A 14,349-nucleotide genomic window follows, 5' to 3' on the forward strand; every position below is an offset into this window, starting at 1 on the left:
GCCTGTTCTGGCCCTTTCGCGGGTTTACCCGCGAAAGGGCCGGAACAGGCAAACGCCCCTCCTGTCAGGTCCCGCTCTTGAGCCGGCTGAACGCACGGGTCAGCTCCCGGTTGAAGGCCTTGGCGTTGTCGTTCTTGCTGTACAACCGCGCCCTCACGTCGGCTGGTGGATAGGTCCCTGGCGCATTGCGGATCTTCGGGTCCACCAGGGCGTCGGCCGCCGTGATCGCGTTGGCATAGTGAATGGTGTCGGTGATTGGCGCGATCACCTCCGGCTGCATCAGGTAGTCCATCAACTTCCACGCGGCCTCCGGATGCGGCGCATCCTTGGGCACCACCAGCGCATCCAGCCAGATCAACGTGCCTTCCTTTGGAATGCTGTAATCCAGCGTGAACGGTTTGCCTGCCTGCTCGGCCTGGGCCTGGGCGATGGCCACGTTGCCGTTCCACGACATCGCCACGCAGGTCTCGCCGTTGGCCAGGTCGTTGATATTGCGGTCGTTGTCGAAATAGCGGATATACGGACGTACCTTGCGCAGGTGCACCTCGGCGGTCTTGAGGTCCTCCAGGCGCTGCTGGTTGATGTCCAGCCCCAGGTAGCGCATCGTCGCAGCGAACACCTCGTTAGGGTCGTTGAGGAAACTCACCCCGCAATCGGCGAACTTCGCCACCACCAGCGGATCGAGCAGCATCGCCCAGCTGTCGCGCGGTGCCCCCTTGAGCCGCGCCGTCACCGCCTGCTGCTGGTAGCCCACGCCCGTGGTGCCCCAGGCGTAGGTGCCGGCATAGCGATTGCCCGGGTCGAACACCGCCATGTGCTGGCGAAACTCCTCGCCGATGCCCGCCAGGTGCGGCAGCTTGCCCTTGTCCAGCGGCTGCAGGGCACCGCTGGCAATCGCCCGGCTCAGGTGCTGGCCGGCACTGAGCACCACGTCGTAGCCACTACCGCCGGTGAGCAACTTGGTCTCGGCGGTTTCCAGGGAGTCGAAGTGGTCGGCCACCACGCGGATGCCGGTCTGCTTCTCGAAGTTGGTCAAGGTGTCTGGGGCGAGGTATTCGCCCCAGATGTACAGATTGACGGTCGGCTGTTGTGCGTCGGCTGCCAGGGCCGCCGACGCTGCGCAACCCAGGGCGACCGCCAGGGCCAGCGGGGCAAGTTTCATCAGCGACCTCCAGCGGCGTATTGCGGCATGGTGATGCAGGCGACGTTGCCACCACCGAGCAGGATTTCCCGCGAGTTCTCGATACCGATGATGCGGTGGTCAGGGAACAGCTCGGCCAAGGTGGCCTGCGCCACGCTGTCATTGCGATCACCGAACAGCGGCACGACGATGGCCGAGTTGCCAGCGTAATAGTTGATGTAGGAGGCGCAGATTCGGGTGCCGGCCTGGCGCAGGTGGGTGCCGTCGACCTGGTCAAGCCCGGCCGCTTCCTCGGCGGTCCATTCCAGCACCTGGGGTTGCGGCAGCTTGTGCACCTTAAGCTCGCGGCCACGGCTGTCACGGGTGCTGCGCAGGATGTCATAGGCCTCCTGGTAGATCTCCCACTGCGGATCGTTGCGATCATCGGTCCATTGCAGCACCACCTCGCCTGGGCGCACGAAGCAGGCCAGGTCGTCGACGTGGCCATCGGTCTCGTCGAACTTACAGCCACGCGGCAGCCAGATGACCTGCTCGGCGCCCAGGTAATCCTCGAGCCTGCGGGTGACTTCGTCCTTGCCCAGGTGGGCATTACGGTTGCGGTTGAGCAGGCACTGTTCGGTGGTCAGCAGGCTGCCCTGGCCATCGCTCTGAATGCCACCCAACTCGGCGATCAGCGGTGCGCGGTAGCGGTCCAGGCCCTCGATCTCCAGCATCTTCTGGGCGATCTGATCATCCTTGTCCCAGGGGTAGTAGAGGCCGCCATCCAAACCGCCGTAGGCATTGAACTCGAAATCCACACCACGCACTTCGCCGGTACTGTCATTGACCACGAAGCAGGCGCCGCTGTCGCGGAACCAGGTGTCGTTGCAGGTCATCTCCACCACCCGCACATGAGCCGGCAGCAGGCGCCTGGCATTGGCGTACTGGGCGGCGGAGGCGCACACGGTCACCGGTTCGCTGGAGGCGATGGCGGTGACGATGTCGACCCAGACTTTCTGCGCAGGCTTGCCGCCGTTGCGCCACACATCCGGACGCTCCGGCCAGCCGAGCCAGCAGCGCGTCTTGCGCTCGAATTCGCCAGGCAGGCGGAAACCATCGGCCTTGGGGGTGGTGGTGAGCGAACGTGCCATGGGTCAACCTCGTCATCGGTGAGTGATGACTGCACGCTACGCCGCGCGGGCCCAGGCTTCCAACGATGAAAACTTGCCAATAGCTGAATTCAATTCAAGGTTCGGTGATCTGTTCGGTGAACCAGTCGATGAATTCGGCCACCGCGCCCCGCTCCAGGCGCAGGCGCTCGCATACCAGCGCGTACTGGCCCTGAGCGGTCACGCTGGCGCTGAACGGGCGCACCAGGCGGCCACTTTGCAGGTCGGCCTGGCAGGTCAGGTTGTCGCCCATTGCCACCCCCTGCCCCAGTACCGCCGCCTCCAGGGCCAGCGCCGCATGGGGGAAGTACAGCTGGCGGGTGGGCAAAGCGTCCTCGGCGTGCGTGGCCAGCCAGGTGGTCCAGGTGCGTCCGTCCTGATCATCGTGCAGCAGACAATGGCGTACCAGGTCCCGCGGGCGCTTGAGCCCGCCTTGGTTGAACAGGCCCGGGCTGCACACGGGGAAGAACTGCAAGAGCGGCAACGGGCGTACGAAGTGGGTGCTGGCATCCAGCGCACTGGTGCCGTAGGTGATGGCGATGTCGATATCCAAAGCCGGAGCACCCGCGTTGATGGGCTGTTCGTGTAGGTGCAAGGTGATGTGCGGGTAACGGCTGCTGAAGTCGGCAAGCCGTGCGACCAACCATTTCTGCGCCAGCTCCGCCGTGACCGCGACCCGCAGCACGGCCTGGGAGGCAGGGTCGCGCAGCTCGTCACAGGCCTTGCCGATCAGCTCGAAAGCCTGTTGCAAATGGTGCAGCAGGCGCTCGGCCTCGGTGGTCGGGCGCACCTGGCGGCCCGCCCGTTCGAACAGGGCCACGCCAAGCTGATCCTCCAGTTGGCGAATCTGGTGGCTGACCGCGCTGTCGGTCACGCACAGCTCGGCGGCAGCACGGCCAAAGTGGCCATGGCGGGCGGCGCATTCGAACGTGCGCAGGGCAGTCAGGGAAGGCAGACGGCGCATGGAGGTCTTTCCGCGGGTCGAGGTAATCAGAGCCGAATCATATAGGGCATTTTCAGACTCCCGTTAAGCCTTTACCCATGAAGGGGCTGGCGCCGTGAATTTTTTCTGTTACTTTTTCATGAAATTAATAACAACAAATTTCACGAGGTCCGCATGTTCAAGCAGTCCGCGCAGCACGTTGCCAGCTACTACGCCCAGACCTACCCCACTACGATCCCTCTGCGCCCTGCCCTGCAAGGCGCCGTGGACACTGACGTACTGATCATCGGCGCGGGCTTCAGCGGCCTGCACACGGCACTGCGCTTGGCCCTGGCCGGCAAGCGCGTGGTCGTGCTGGAGGCCAGCCGGGTGGCCTGGGCCGCCTCCGGGCGCAACGGAGGCCAGGCGCTGCTGGGTTGGTCCTGCGACATGCCGCCCCTGGAAAAGGCCTTGGGCGTCGAGGGCGCCCGGCGCCTTTGGGACAGCATGCGCTGGGCCGCCGAAGAGATGCGCGAGCTGCCGGGGCGGCACGGCTTCGACGTGGACTACCGGGTCGGCAGCCTGTGGACCGCGGTGATGCCTCGCCGCGTGAAGATACTTGAAGAGGCCAAGCACGAAGCCGAACAGAAATGGGGCTATGACTGCCTGCGCTTGATTGGCCGCGACGAGCTGCCCGACTGGATCGACAGCCCCCGCTACCAGGCCGCCCTGTACGACCCCAACGGTGCCCACCTCAACCCCCTCAAGCTGGCCCAGGGCCTGGCCGCCACCATCGAGGCCGCTGGCGGACAGATCTTCGAGCAAAGCCAGGTGCTCGACTACCACGAAAGCCCGAGCGGCTTCGTCGCCCGAACAGGCCTGGGCGAAGTTCGCAGCCAGGTGCTGGTGTTGGCCTGCAATGCCTACATCGACCGCCTCGACCGCGACCTGTCGCGCCGTCTGCTGCCGGTCGGCTCCTACCAGGTGGCCACCGCGCCGCTGGATCCGGCCATGGCCCAGTCGCTGCTGCCGCGCAACAGTTGCGTGATCGACAACCAGTTCGTCCCCGACTACTTCCGCCTCACGCCAGACCATCGCCTGCTGTTTGGCGGCGGTTGCACCTACCTCGGAGGCATACCCAAGGACGTCGCCAGCGCCACGCGCCCCTACCTGGAGCGTGTGTTCCCGCAGCTCGCCGGGGTGAGCCTGGACTACGCCTGGGGCGGTCATCTGGATTGCAGCATCCAGCGCACCCCGGATATTGGCCGTCTGGGCCAACGCTACTGGCTGCAGGGCTTCTCAGGGCATGGCGTGCTGCCGACCCTGGCCGCAGCCCGGGCGGTGAGCGATGCGATCCTCGGCGACGAAGACCTGCTGGGGCTGTACCAAGGCATCGACAATGGCCGCTTCCCAGGCGGCGAGCTGATGGCCGCGCCCCTGGAGGCGGCGGCGAAGGCGTGGTACCGATTGCGCGACTACGTCTGACGGGAACAGTCAGGAGGGGATCTGGGGCCTGGCGTAGCCTGCAAGGAGCCGCAAAGCGCCCCCGGATCCCTGGGGCTTCACCTACTCCATGGCATGACTGGTATTCCCCGTCCTTGAGGACTACCCTGTACCGCCTCTAGCGCGGCCTTTTGCCGCACTCGCCGCCCTGTCTGTAAAAGCCCCATGCCTTTCGAACTCACCGTAGAACCGCTCACCCTGCTCATCCTCGCCCTGGTCGCCTTCGTGGCCGGTTTCATCGACGCCATCGCTGGCGGCGGGGGGCTGCTCACCACCCCGGCCTTGCTCACCGCCGGCATGCCGCCCCATCTGGTGCTGGGCACCAACAAACTCAGCTCCACCTTCGGCTCGGCCACCGCCAGCTTCACCTACTACCGACGCAAGCTGTTCCACCCCGCGCAGTGGCGCCGGGCGTTGGTCGGTACCTTGGTGGGCGCGCTGCTGGGGGCGCTGGCCGCCCACTACATGCCGGCCGATTGGCTGAACAAGATGCTGCCGGTGATCGTCTTCGCCTGTGGCGTCTACCTGTTGTTCGGCGGGACGCCCAAGGCACCGTTGGATGCCGACGCGCCGATCAAGAAGAAGTGGCAGTTCCCCCAGGGCTTTGGCCTGGGCTTCTATGACGGCGTGGCCGGCCCCGGCACCGGGGCGTTCTGGACGGTCAGTACCCTGCTGCTCTACCCCATCGACCTGGTCCGCGCCAGCGGCGTGGCGCGCAGCATGAACTTCGTCAGCAACATCGCGGCGCTGACGGTGTTCATCATTTCCGGGCAGGTGGACTACATCGTCGGCCTGTGCATGGGCCTGTCGGTGATGGTTGGCGCCTTCTTCGGCGCACGCACGGCGATCAGCGGCGGCAGCAAGTTCATCCGCCCGGTGTTCATCGCCGTGGTGCTGGCGTTGACCGTGCGCCTAGTGTGGCAGCACTGGGTCGGGTAGCCCCAAGCGACGCGCCACGTAGAGGTCGATCAGGTAACGGGCGATGGAACGCCCGGCAGGCAGCGGCGGCAGATCGTGCACATTGAACCACTGGGCGTCCTCGATCTCGTCCGGTTGCATGACGATCTCGCCGCCCGCGTACTCGGCATGGAAGCCCAGCATCATCGAGTGCGGGAACGGCCAGCACTGGCTGCCGACGTACTGGATGTTCTTGACCTCCACCGCCACCTCCTCGCGCACCTCCCGCACCAGGCAGTCCTCGGCCGATTCGCCCGGCTCGGCAAAGCCGGCCAGGGTACTGTAGACGCCCGTGACGAAACGCGGCGAGCGCGCCAGCAGCACTTCATCCCCCCGGGTGATCAGCACGATCATGCTCGGCGAGATGCGCGGGTAGCTGCGCAGGTCGCACGGCTGACAGTACATCGCCCGCTCCCAGCGGATCTGGGTCATCGGCTGGCCGCAGCTGCCGCAGAAGCGATGTTCGCGCGCCCAGGTGCCGATCTGCGCGGCATAACCCAGGAGGGTGTAGGTCAGCATGTCGCCTTCAAGCATGAACTGGCGCAGACCGCGCCAGCTGCAGCCGGGCACCTCGGCACTGCCACGCAGCTCGAGCAGGAACACAGGCTGGCCGTCCAGGTGGCCGATGCCATGCTCGCAGAGCACGTCCAGGTCCTGATCCTTGAGCCAATCGCGGGGGAACAGCGCGCCGTTGTCATCCATCAGGAACCCTTCCGGGCCACGAGCGACGGCCAGGCCGCCGGTGATCTGCGGGTCGAGTACTGCGGTAGTCCAACGTGCTGACATTTCGGGATCCTTAAAAGCGCGTCCCCCGCCCCGGTCAGTCGGCGAAGGTCGGTTTCTGTTTGCTCATGTGCGCCGCCATGGCGACCCGCAGGTCTTCGGACTGCAACATGGCGGCGTTCCAGGTGGCGATGTACTCCAGGCCATCGTCGATGCGATGGTCGCGCATGTAATTGAGCATCTCTTTGGTGCCGCTTACCGCAATCGGCGATTTTTGCGCGATTTGCGCTGCCAAGGCAAAGACTCCTTCGCGCAGTGCGGCCTGGTCGTCGAACACCTGATTGACCAGGCCGATGCGCTGGGCCTCGTCCGCCGCGACGTGGCGTCCGGTGTAGGCCATTTCGCGCATCACACCGTCGCCGATGATACGCGGCAAACGTTGCAAGGTCCCGACATCGGCGGCCATGCCCATGTCGATTTCCTTGATCGAGAACTGCGCATCGGCACTGCAGTAGCGCATGTCACAAGCCGAGACCAGGTCGATCGCACCGCCCAGACAGTAGCCCTGGATCGCTGCCAGCACCGGTTTGCGGCAGTTGTCCACGGCATTGAACGAGGCCTGCAGGCCCAGGATGGTGCGCCGAAGCAGGCGCGCATTGCGGCCCACGTCCTTGCCCATCTGCCCGGCCAGCTGGGCCAGCAAGGCCAAGTCGATACCCGCGCTGAAGTGCTGGCCCGCCGCGCTCAGCACCACCGCGCGCACCGCGTCGGTGTCGTCGATCCATTGGAAGATGTCGATGATTTCCTTCCAGAAGTCGCCGTTCATGGCATTGAGCTTTTCCGGACGGTTGATCTGCACATGGGCAATGTTGTCGGTCAATTCAACCTTGAATGCGCGGTACTCGGTCACGGGCGGTACTCCTGTAGGTAAAAGGTTCACGCGCCGGACTATAACGCACCCTCAAGGCCGTGCTTGTGCCAAAAGCGGGACTGAACGCCTTGCACCTGACGCCCGCATCGGGCACCTTGCGCGACTGCTGAATCAAAAGGATACAAATTCATGTCCCGCTCCCTGACCGGCGCTCTCGCCCACAACTTCATGGGCCAGTCGCCGCTCTGGTACAAGGCCGTCATCTGCCTGTTCCTCGTGCTCAACCCCGTGCTGCTGGCAACCCTCGGCCCGGTGGTCACCGGCTGGGTGCTGGTGATCGAGTTCATCTTCACCCTGGGCATGGCGCTCAAGTGCTACCCGTTGATGCCCGGCGGCTTGCTGCTGATCGAGGCGCTGCTGCTGGAGATGACCACGCCCCAGGCCCTGTATGAAGAGCTGCAGCACAATTTTCCGGTGATCCTGCTGCTGATGTTCATGGTCGCCGGCATTCACTTCATGAAGGAACTGCTGCTGTTCCTGTTCTCCAAGATCCTGCTGGGCGTGCGTTCGAAGGCCATCCTGGCGCTGCTGTTCTGCGTGCTGTCGGCATTCCTGTCGGCGTTTCTCGATGCCTTGACCGTCACGGCGGTGATCATCAGCGCCGCAGTGGGTTTCTATGCGGTCTATCACCGCGTCGCCTCCGGCGCCAACCCGCGCGAGGAGTCCGAGCTCGACAGCGACAACCAGGTGCCGCAACTGCACCGTGAAGACCTGGACCAGTTCCGCGCCTTTTTGCGCAGCCTGTTGATGCATGGCGCGGTGGGCACGGCCCTGGGCGGGGTGTGCACCTTGGTGGGCGAGCCGCAGAACCTGCTGATCGGCCATGAGATGGGCTGGCATTTCGCCGACTTCTTCTACAAGGTGGCGCCGGTGTCGATGCCAGTGCTGGCGGCTGGCCTTGTGACGTGCGTGTTGCTGGAGAAACTGCGGTTGTTCGGTTACGGCACGCTGATGCCCGAGCGCGTGCGCCAGGTGCTGGCCAGCTATGCGGCCGAAGACGATGCCGCGCGGACCTCGGCCCAGCGCGTCGCCTTGCTGGTACAAGGAATCGCTGCGCTGATCCTGATTGTCTGCCTGGGCCTGCACGTTGCCGAGGTCGGCCTGATCGGCCTGCTGGTGATCGTGCTGATCACCGCCTTCACCGGCATCACCGACGAACACCGCCTGGGCCGTGCATTCCAGGACGCCATGCCGTTCACCGCACTGCTGGTGGTGTTCTTCGCGGTGGTCGCGGTGATCCATCAGCAGCAGTTGTTCAGCCCGTTGATCTCTTGGGTGCTGGCCCTGCCGGCCGATCAGCAGCCGGGCATGCTGTACTTGGCCAATGGCTTGCTGTCGGCGATCAGCGACAACGTGTTCGTCGCCACGATCTACATCACCGAGGTCAAGCAGGCGTTTCTCAACGGCGCCATGAGCCGTGAGCATTTCGAGACCCTGGCGGTGGCGATCAACACCGGCACCAACCTGCCCAGCGTGGCCACACCCAATGGGCAGGCGGCGTTCCTGTTCCTGCTGACCTCGGCGATCGCGCCGCTGGTGCGGTTGTCGTACGGGCGGATGGTATGGATGGCATTGCCTTATACCGTGGTCATGGGCGGGCTGGGCTGGTGGGCGGTGACCTACTGGCTCTGAGCCGGATCAACGCCGAGGCAGTCACCCTGCAGTGACTGCCCCGGCCCTTTCGCGGGTTTACCCGCGAAGCAGGCTACGCGGTCCACGGCAGTCCACACCGGTTTCAGCGATACCTAACACACGTTCTCGAACGTCCCCGTACGCACCTCACCCTCGCGCACATAGTGGGCGATCACCACCCCTGCCGGCGTGCTGGTCGAACTGGCCAGCCTGAAGGCCGCCGCCTGCGCATCGTCACCGAACAGCCGCTTGCCGGTCCCGAGCAGGATCGGATGCATCATCAAGCGCAGCTCATCCACCACCCCCGCGGCCAGCAACTGGCGCACCAACTCGCCACTGCCCTGGGTCAGCAGGTCGGCGCCGTCCTGGCGCTTGAGCGCCTTGACCGCCTCCACCACGTCATCCCCCAGGCCATGGCTGTTCTGCCAGGCGAGCGTCTCAGGGCGATGGGTGGCCACGTGCTTGGGCACCGCATTGAACAGGTCGGCAATCGGGTGCCCTGCGTCCACCTGGGGCCAGTAGCCGGCGAAGATCTCGTAGGTGCGCCGCCCCAGCAGCAACTCGAACGGCTGCGAGAACAGCACCTGCATGGCTTGGCCAGAGGCTTCGTCGGCGTAGGGCACCACCCAGCCGCCATAACGGAACCCGCCGAGGGTGTCCTCGTTCGGCCCGCCCGGGGCCTGCATGACACCATCCAGAGAGATGAAAGCCGCGACGATGAGCTTGCGCATGGATCGGTTCTCCAGTCATTGGAAGGCCTGCATGCCTTCCCTACTCCATGGTCGGACGGCGCCGGGCGAAATCGACAGGCCGCCTGAAATTCAGACGGCTGCGACGCAAAGCCGGATGAGCACAAAGCGGCACCAGGGTCCCACAGAGGGGTCGTTTCAAGGACGCGACAGGACGGTCTGGGAATAGGAAGCCCCCTTTTCCCGGCAGGATAATCGCGCCTTGGCGGCTCGGCCTGACCGGGTTGCACGTCGTCACACAGCGGCAAGCACAACAACAAACCTGCAGCGGCCAGGCACCCACAAAGGGGCATTACGACACATGGCAAAGGAAGAGAGCGTTGACACACTCGCCCTTGGCGTGACAGATCCTTCGCAGACCGAAGAAGCCAAGAAGGATCGTCACCTCGAAGGCAAGATCGACTGGATTGTCTTCGGCATCACCAGCATCCTCGCAGTCGCATTCGTCATCTGGGGCTTCGTCAGCCAAGCGAGCCTGGCCAAAAGCGCCTCCACCGCCCAGTCCTGGGTCATCGTCCATTTCGGCTGGTTCTTCGTTCTCACCTCGACCTTGTTCGTGCTCTTCGTGCTGTGGCTGGCCGCAAGCCGCTACGGCAAGGTCCCGCTGGGGCGCGATGGCGAGGCGCCGGAGTTTCGCACCGTATCCTGGGTGGCGATGATGTTCAGCGCCGGCATGGGCATCGGGCTGATGTTCTTCGGTGTAGCCGAGCCACTGTCGCATTACGTCTCCCCGCCTCCAGGGACCGCTGCCGGCCAAACCAGCGAGGCGATGCAGGTGGCCATGGCCACCACCCTGTTCCACTGGACGCTGCACCCCTGGGCCATGTATGCCATCGTCGGCCTGGTGATCGCCTACGGCACCTTCCGGCGTGGGCGCTCGCAGCTGATTTCCACGGCGTTCCGGCCGCTGATCGGGCGCCACGCCAATGGCCCCATCGGCCGCGTGATCGACATGATGGCGATCTTCGCCACCCTGTTCGGCTCCGCCGCCTCCCTGGGCCTGGGCGCCCTGCAGATCGCCGGTGGCCTGGAGTACAACGGCTGGATCGAGCATCCCGGCAAAATCTTCTACATCTCGATCATCACCCTGCTGACCGTGGCCTTCGTCGCCTCGGCGGTGTCCGGTATCGGCAAGGGCATCCAGTGGCTGTCCAACACCAACATGGTGCTGGCGTTGGTGCTGGCGCTGTTCACCTTCATGGTCGGCCCGACGCTGCTGATGCTCAACCTGCTGCCCACCTCGATCGGCGTGTACATCAAGATGCTCCCGGAAATGATGGCGCGCACCAGCGCCAGCGGTGGCGAGCAGATGGACAACTGGCTGGCCGGCTGGACCGTGTTCTACTGGGCCTGGTGGATCTCCTGGACACCCTTCGTCGGCATGTTCATCGCGCGCATCAGCCGCGGGCGCACCATTCGCCAGTTCGTCACCGGTGTGCTGCTGGTGCCTAGCCTGGTGAGCTTGATCTGGTTCACGATCTTCGGCGGTGCCGGTATCGACGCGCTGCAGGAAGGCACCTTCACCCTGGTCAATGGCGCCGTGAACAGCAACCACGCGCTCTACGAGCTGCTGGAAAGCTATCCGTGGGCGTCGGTGACCTCGGTATTGATCATGATCCTGGTAGGTATCTTCTTCGTCTCCGGCGCCGATGCCGCCTCCCTGGTGATGGGCACGCTGTCTGAGCACGGCACCACGGAGCCGTCCCGGGCCACGGTGATCTTCTGGGGCGCGCTGACCGGCACGGTGGCGGCGATCATGCTGGCGATCGGTGACCCGGCCAACCCAGGCGAGGCCCTGACCGGGCTGCAAAACCTCACCATCGTCGTGGCGTTGCCGTTCGTGATCGTGATGGTGCTGCTGTGCCTGGCGCTTTACCGCGACCTGCGCCGCGACCCGATGATGCTGCGTCACCTGCGCGGCAACGAGCTAATCGAGAAAGCCGTGCTGTATGGCGCGGTCAAGCATGGCGAGGAGTTCTACATCGTCGTCCAGGAAAAGAAATCCGCCGTCAAACACACGCACGCCGAGGCACAGGCCACAGAGACCTGAGGCGACCCAGCGCGGCGCGTACGAGGGCGGATTGACCTGCCCCACCGCGTCGCCTGCTTCGCAGGTAAACCCGCTCCCACGGAATCCGCGCGAATCCTAAGAGTCCTCGCAGACCTTGTGGGAGTGCGCTTACCCACGAAGGGGGCAGTGCAGATGGCACAAGGTTGCCTTCAGTTGGCGTCCCTGAGCGCACTCAGAAATGCCCCGTGCCGCTCGGTGCCTCACGCTGCCTGCCGGCGCATGGTCAGGATGGCAGCGCCAAAACCGATGAACGTCGACCCCACCACTCGACTGACCCACCGCGACAACGCCGAACGGGTCAGCACCCCCTTGGCCCGCGACGCGAGCGCGGCATACAGGCTCAACGACACCAGCGACAAGGCCATGAAGATCGAAGTAAGGATCAGGAACTGCGGCAGCAGTGCCGCTTGCTGGTCGATGAACTGTGGGAACAAGGCCGTGAAGAACATCGTCGCCTTGGGGTTGGTCACCGCCGTGAGGAAGGCCGATTTGTAGAGTTTCCAGCGTGTAGGGCGGGCCTTCTGCGTCCCCGCTTCAACGCCTTGCGCCAGCATCGGCCCCTTCTTGAACAGCTGCCTGGCGCCTAGGTAGAACAGGTAGCCCGCGCCGAGGATCTTCACCGCGTTGAACAGCCATTCGGAACTGGCCAGCAACGCCCCAAGACCCAGCATTGCGGCCGAGGACAGGCAGAACAGGCCACTGGCATTGCCGATGGAGGACCACACCGCGCTGCGCTGTCCGTGCGCCAGGCTGTTGTTGATGGCCATCAAGGTGGCAGGTCCGGGGCTGGCAATGGCAATCGCGGCGACCACGGTGAAGGCGAGAATCGAATGAACGTCCATATCCAAAGCTCTAAGCAAAATGAAGGCTGAATCTTACAGAAATACCCTGCTGATCGGCGCGCTAGACGCATCTTTTTGATCCTTGGGACACAGGCTTGCCCCGCAGCAGGGCCACCACTGAAAATGCGGCTATCCACCTCCAAGGAGCCCTCCATGGACCTGCAGTTTCTGGGCACCTCAGCCGGCGTGCCCACCAAGGCGCGCAACGTGACCGGCACCGCTGTCATCGAAGCGACCGGAAGCCACTGGTACCTGGTCGACTGTGGAGAAGCCACCCAGCACCAATTGCTCCATACCTCGCTGTCGATCCACGACCTGCGAGGCGTGTTCATCACCCACGTTCACGGCGACCACTGCTTCGGCCTCCCGGGCCTGCTGGCCAGCGCCGGCATGTCCGGACGCACCGCGCCCCTGGATCTGATCACACCGGCGGCGCTGCACGACTGGATACGCCTGAGCCTTGCCGTCAGCCAGACCTACCTGACCTTCGAGCTGCGCTTGCTGGCGGTGGAAGCACTCGGCACCTGGCACAACGACAATATCCAGGTGAGCACCGTGGCGCTGTCTCACCGAGTCCCCAGCCACGGTTATGTGTTCACCGAAATCAACCCCGAGCCACGCCTGGACATTCAGCGCCTGGACGCCGAGGGGATCCCCCGCGGTCCGCTGTGGGGCGAGCTGGCCCATGGCAATCCGGTCGAACACGATGGTCGCATGCTCCTCCCCCAGCATTACCTGCGCGCGTCCCGCCCGGCCCGGCGCATCATCGTCTGTGGCGACAACGACACCCCGGACCTGCTCGCCGAGGTGGCAAAGGACGTGGATGTGCTGGTGCACGAGGCGACTTTCACCCAGCCGCTGATCGAGCGCACCCAGGCCACCTTCGGCCACAGCACGGCCGCGGCGGTGGCGCAGTTCGCCGAACAGGCGGGGGTTAAGAACTTGGTGCTCACCCATTTCAGTGCCCGCTACCAGCCCAACCCAGCGCGCAGCCCGTCCATCGAAGACGTGCATCTGGAAGCCTTGGCGCATTACCGCGGCAACCTGATCCTGACGCAGGACCTGCGGCGTTATCACATGGCGCGCGACGGGCGCCTGGCATGAAACGCCCCGACCAACGGCCATGGCTATCGTCGAATGCTTGAGCCCATCGGTTTTTCGTTGACCGTACCCACGCCGGGCCGCAGACTTCGCGCTCTTGATTCATCCTGAGATCTGTAAAACATGCGCAAGTCATTTCCTGTAATCGCACTGTTCACCTTGATGGCCAGCTCGTATGTCATCGCCGGCGAAACCACCAACACCGCGCTCGGCGGTGGTGTCGGCGGTGCACTGGGGAGTGTGGTCGGTCAGGCCATTGGTGGTAGTACAGGTGCCGCGATCGGCGCCGGTGTCGGCGGCGCGGCAGGTGGCGCGGTATCGGCCCAGCACGGCAAGAAAACCGAAGCCGCCATCGGCGGTGGCCTGGGCGCCGCAGGGGGCCAGGTGCTGGGCAACAAGGTCGGCGGCTCCACCGGCGGCGCCATTGGTGCTGGCCTGGGCGGCGCGGCGGGCAGCGCCATCGGCAACAGCATGGCCGATGACGATCACCACCACAGCGGCTACAACTCCGGCAAGAAGCACAAGCACAAGAAGCACAAGCATCACGATTGATTCGCTTGGGCAACGACCACAGGGGACGGCGCAACACGTCCCTTGTGGCGCCAAGCCTCAACCCAGCTCAGCCACCC

At 64.7% G+C, this 14,349-nt stretch carries 13 protein-coding genes; 6 read left to right on the forward strand and 7 right to left on the reverse strand.

What is annotated here, in order from left to right; translation table 11 throughout:
* Positions 1–64 precede the first annotated feature (64 nt).
* The 3 genes from ABOA88_RS05380 to ABOA88_RS05390 form a co-directional block, all read right to left on the reverse strand.
* Complete coding sequence (locus tag ABOA88_RS05380) at positions 65–1,162, reverse strand: extracellular solute-binding protein (protein WP_367851074.1); 1,098 nt, start codon at positions 1,160–1,162, stop codon at positions 65–67.
* A complete protein-coding gene (gene aguA / locus ABOA88_RS05385) occupies positions 1,162–2,271 on the reverse strand; it encodes an agmatine deiminase (protein WP_196168800.1) in 1,110 nt (369 codons plus the stop codon). Before aguA ends, ABOA88_RS05380 begins: the two co-directional genes overlap by 1 nt.
* A 94-nt stretch (positions 2,272–2,365) precedes the next feature.
* Entirely contained in the window at positions 2,366–3,253 is an 888-nt protein-coding gene (locus ABOA88_RS05390) for a LysR substrate-binding domain-containing protein (protein WP_043212206.1), read from the reverse strand.
* 153 nt (positions 3,254–3,406) lie between these two features.
* Between ABOA88_RS05390 and ABOA88_RS05395 the strand changes: the two genes are divergently transcribed.
* On the forward strand, positions 3,407–4,696 hold the full coding sequence (locus ABOA88_RS05395; RefSeq protein ID WP_367851075.1) for an NAD(P)/FAD-dependent oxidoreductase: 1,290 nt from the start codon (positions 3,407–3,409) through the stop codon (positions 4,694–4,696).
* Between the two features lie 183 nt (positions 4,697–4,879).
* A complete protein-coding gene (locus ABOA88_RS05400; RefSeq protein ID WP_043212203.1) occupies positions 4,880–5,653 on the forward strand; it encodes a TSUP family transporter in 774 nt (257 codons plus the stop codon).
* On the opposite strand, the gene nudC is transcribed toward ABOA88_RS05400, so the two are convergent.
* Entirely contained in the window at positions 5,627–6,457 is an 831-nt protein-coding gene (nudC, locus tag ABOA88_RS05405) for an NAD(+) diphosphatase (RefSeq protein ID WP_196168802.1), read from the reverse strand. The genes ABOA88_RS05400 and nudC overlap by 27 nt on opposite strands.
* 34 nt (positions 6,458–6,491) lie before the next feature.
* Positions 6,492–7,304, reverse strand: coding sequence for a crotonase/enoyl-CoA hydratase family protein (locus tag ABOA88_RS05410; protein ID WP_367851076.1), 813 nt, complete (start codon positions 7,302–7,304; stop codon positions 6,492–6,494).
* 150 nt (positions 7,305–7,454) lie between these two features.
* Here ABOA88_RS05410 and nhaB point away from each other — a divergent pair, with 150 nt between their 5' ends.
* Positions 7,455–8,957: a sodium/proton antiporter NhaB gene (gene nhaB / locus ABOA88_RS05415; RefSeq protein ID WP_367851077.1), complete on the forward strand. Its 1,503-nt coding sequence runs from the start codon at positions 7,455–7,457 to the stop codon at positions 8,955–8,957.
* Between the two features lie 113 nt (positions 8,958–9,070).
* Here the strand turns inward: nhaB and ABOA88_RS05420 are convergent, their stop codons facing one another.
* Entirely contained in the window at positions 9,071–9,688 is a 618-nt protein-coding gene (locus tag ABOA88_RS05420) for a dihydrofolate reductase family protein (protein ID WP_196168805.1), read from the reverse strand.
* 319 nt (positions 9,689–10,007) lie between these two features.
* On the opposite strand from ABOA88_RS05420, the gene ABOA88_RS05425 reads away from it, so the two are divergent.
* Positions 10,008–11,756, forward strand: a complete 1,749-nt coding sequence (locus ABOA88_RS05425) for a BCCT family transporter (protein ID WP_367851078.1) — start codon at positions 10,008–10,010, stop codon at positions 11,754–11,756.
* 221 nt (positions 11,757–11,977) lie between these two features.
* Here the strand turns inward: ABOA88_RS05425 and ABOA88_RS05430 are convergent, their stop codons facing one another.
* Positions 11,978–12,619: a LysE family translocator gene (locus tag ABOA88_RS05430; protein ID WP_367851079.1), complete on the reverse strand. Its 642-nt coding sequence runs from the start codon at positions 12,617–12,619 to the stop codon at positions 11,978–11,980.
* Between the two features lie 153 nt (positions 12,620–12,772).
* Between ABOA88_RS05430 and ABOA88_RS05435 the strand changes: the two genes are divergently transcribed.
* On the forward strand, positions 12,773–13,723 hold the full coding sequence (locus ABOA88_RS05435; protein ID WP_367851080.1) for a ribonuclease Z: 951 nt from the start codon (positions 12,773–12,775) through the stop codon (positions 13,721–13,723).
* Positions 13,724–13,843: 120 nt separating this feature from the next.
* Positions 13,844–14,272 (forward strand): glycine zipper domain-containing protein, encoded by a 429-nt coding sequence (locus ABOA88_RS05440; protein ID WP_196168809.1) that lies wholly within the window; start codon positions 13,844–13,846, stop codon positions 14,270–14,272.
* Positions 14,273–14,349 lie beyond the last annotated feature (77 nt).

It is taken from the genome of Pseudomonas sp. PKS (assembly GCF_051913525.1).
Classification (GTDB): Bacteria; Pseudomonadota; Gammaproteobacteria; order Pseudomonadales; family Pseudomonadaceae; genus Aquipseudomonas; species Aquipseudomonas guariconensis_D.

Bases quoted from the DNA above. Each gene is read 5' to 3' on its own strand.
- ABOA88_RS05395 (WP_367851075.1), top strand. From the start codon at position 3,407: ATGTTCAAGCAGTCCGCGCAGCACGTTGCCAGCTACTACGCCCAGACC.
- ABOA88_RS05435 (WP_367851080.1), top strand. From the start codon at position 12,773: ATGGACCTGCAGTTTCTGGGCACCTCAGCCGGCGTGCCCACCAAGGCG.
- ABOA88_RS05400 (WP_043212203.1), top strand. From the start codon at position 4,880: ATGCCTTTCGAACTCACCGTAGAACCGCTCACCCTGCTCATCCTCGCC.
- nudC (WP_196168802.1), bottom strand. From the start codon at position 6,457: ATGTCAGCACGTTGGACTACCGCAGTACTCGACCCGCAGATCACCGGC.
- aguA (WP_196168800.1), bottom strand. From the start codon at position 2,271: ATGGCACGTTCGCTCACCACCACCCCCAAGGCCGATGGTTTCCGCCTG.
- nhaB (WP_367851077.1), top strand. From the start codon at position 7,455: ATGTCCCGCTCCCTGACCGGCGCTCTCGCCCACAACTTCATGGGCCAG.
- ABOA88_RS05390 (WP_043212206.1), bottom strand. From the start codon at position 3,253: ATGCGCCGTCTGCCTTCCCTGACTGCCCTGCGCACGTTCGAATGCGCC.
- ABOA88_RS05430 (WP_367851079.1), bottom strand. From the start codon at position 12,619: ATGGACGTTCATTCGATTCTCGCCTTCACCGTGGTCGCCGCGATTGCC.
- ABOA88_RS05425 (WP_367851078.1), top strand. From the start codon at position 10,008: ATGGCAAAGGAAGAGAGCGTTGACACACTCGCCCTTGGCGTGACAGAT.
- ABOA88_RS05380 (WP_367851074.1), bottom strand. From the start codon at position 1,162: ATGAAACTTGCCCCGCTGGCCCTGGCGGTCGCCCTGGGTTGCGCAGCG.
- ABOA88_RS05420 (WP_196168805.1), bottom strand. From the start codon at position 9,688: ATGCGCAAGCTCATCGTCGCGGCTTTCATCTCTCTGGATGGTGTCATG.
- ABOA88_RS05440 (WP_196168809.1), top strand. From the start codon at position 13,844: ATGCGCAAGTCATTTCCTGTAATCGCACTGTTCACCTTGATGGCCAGC.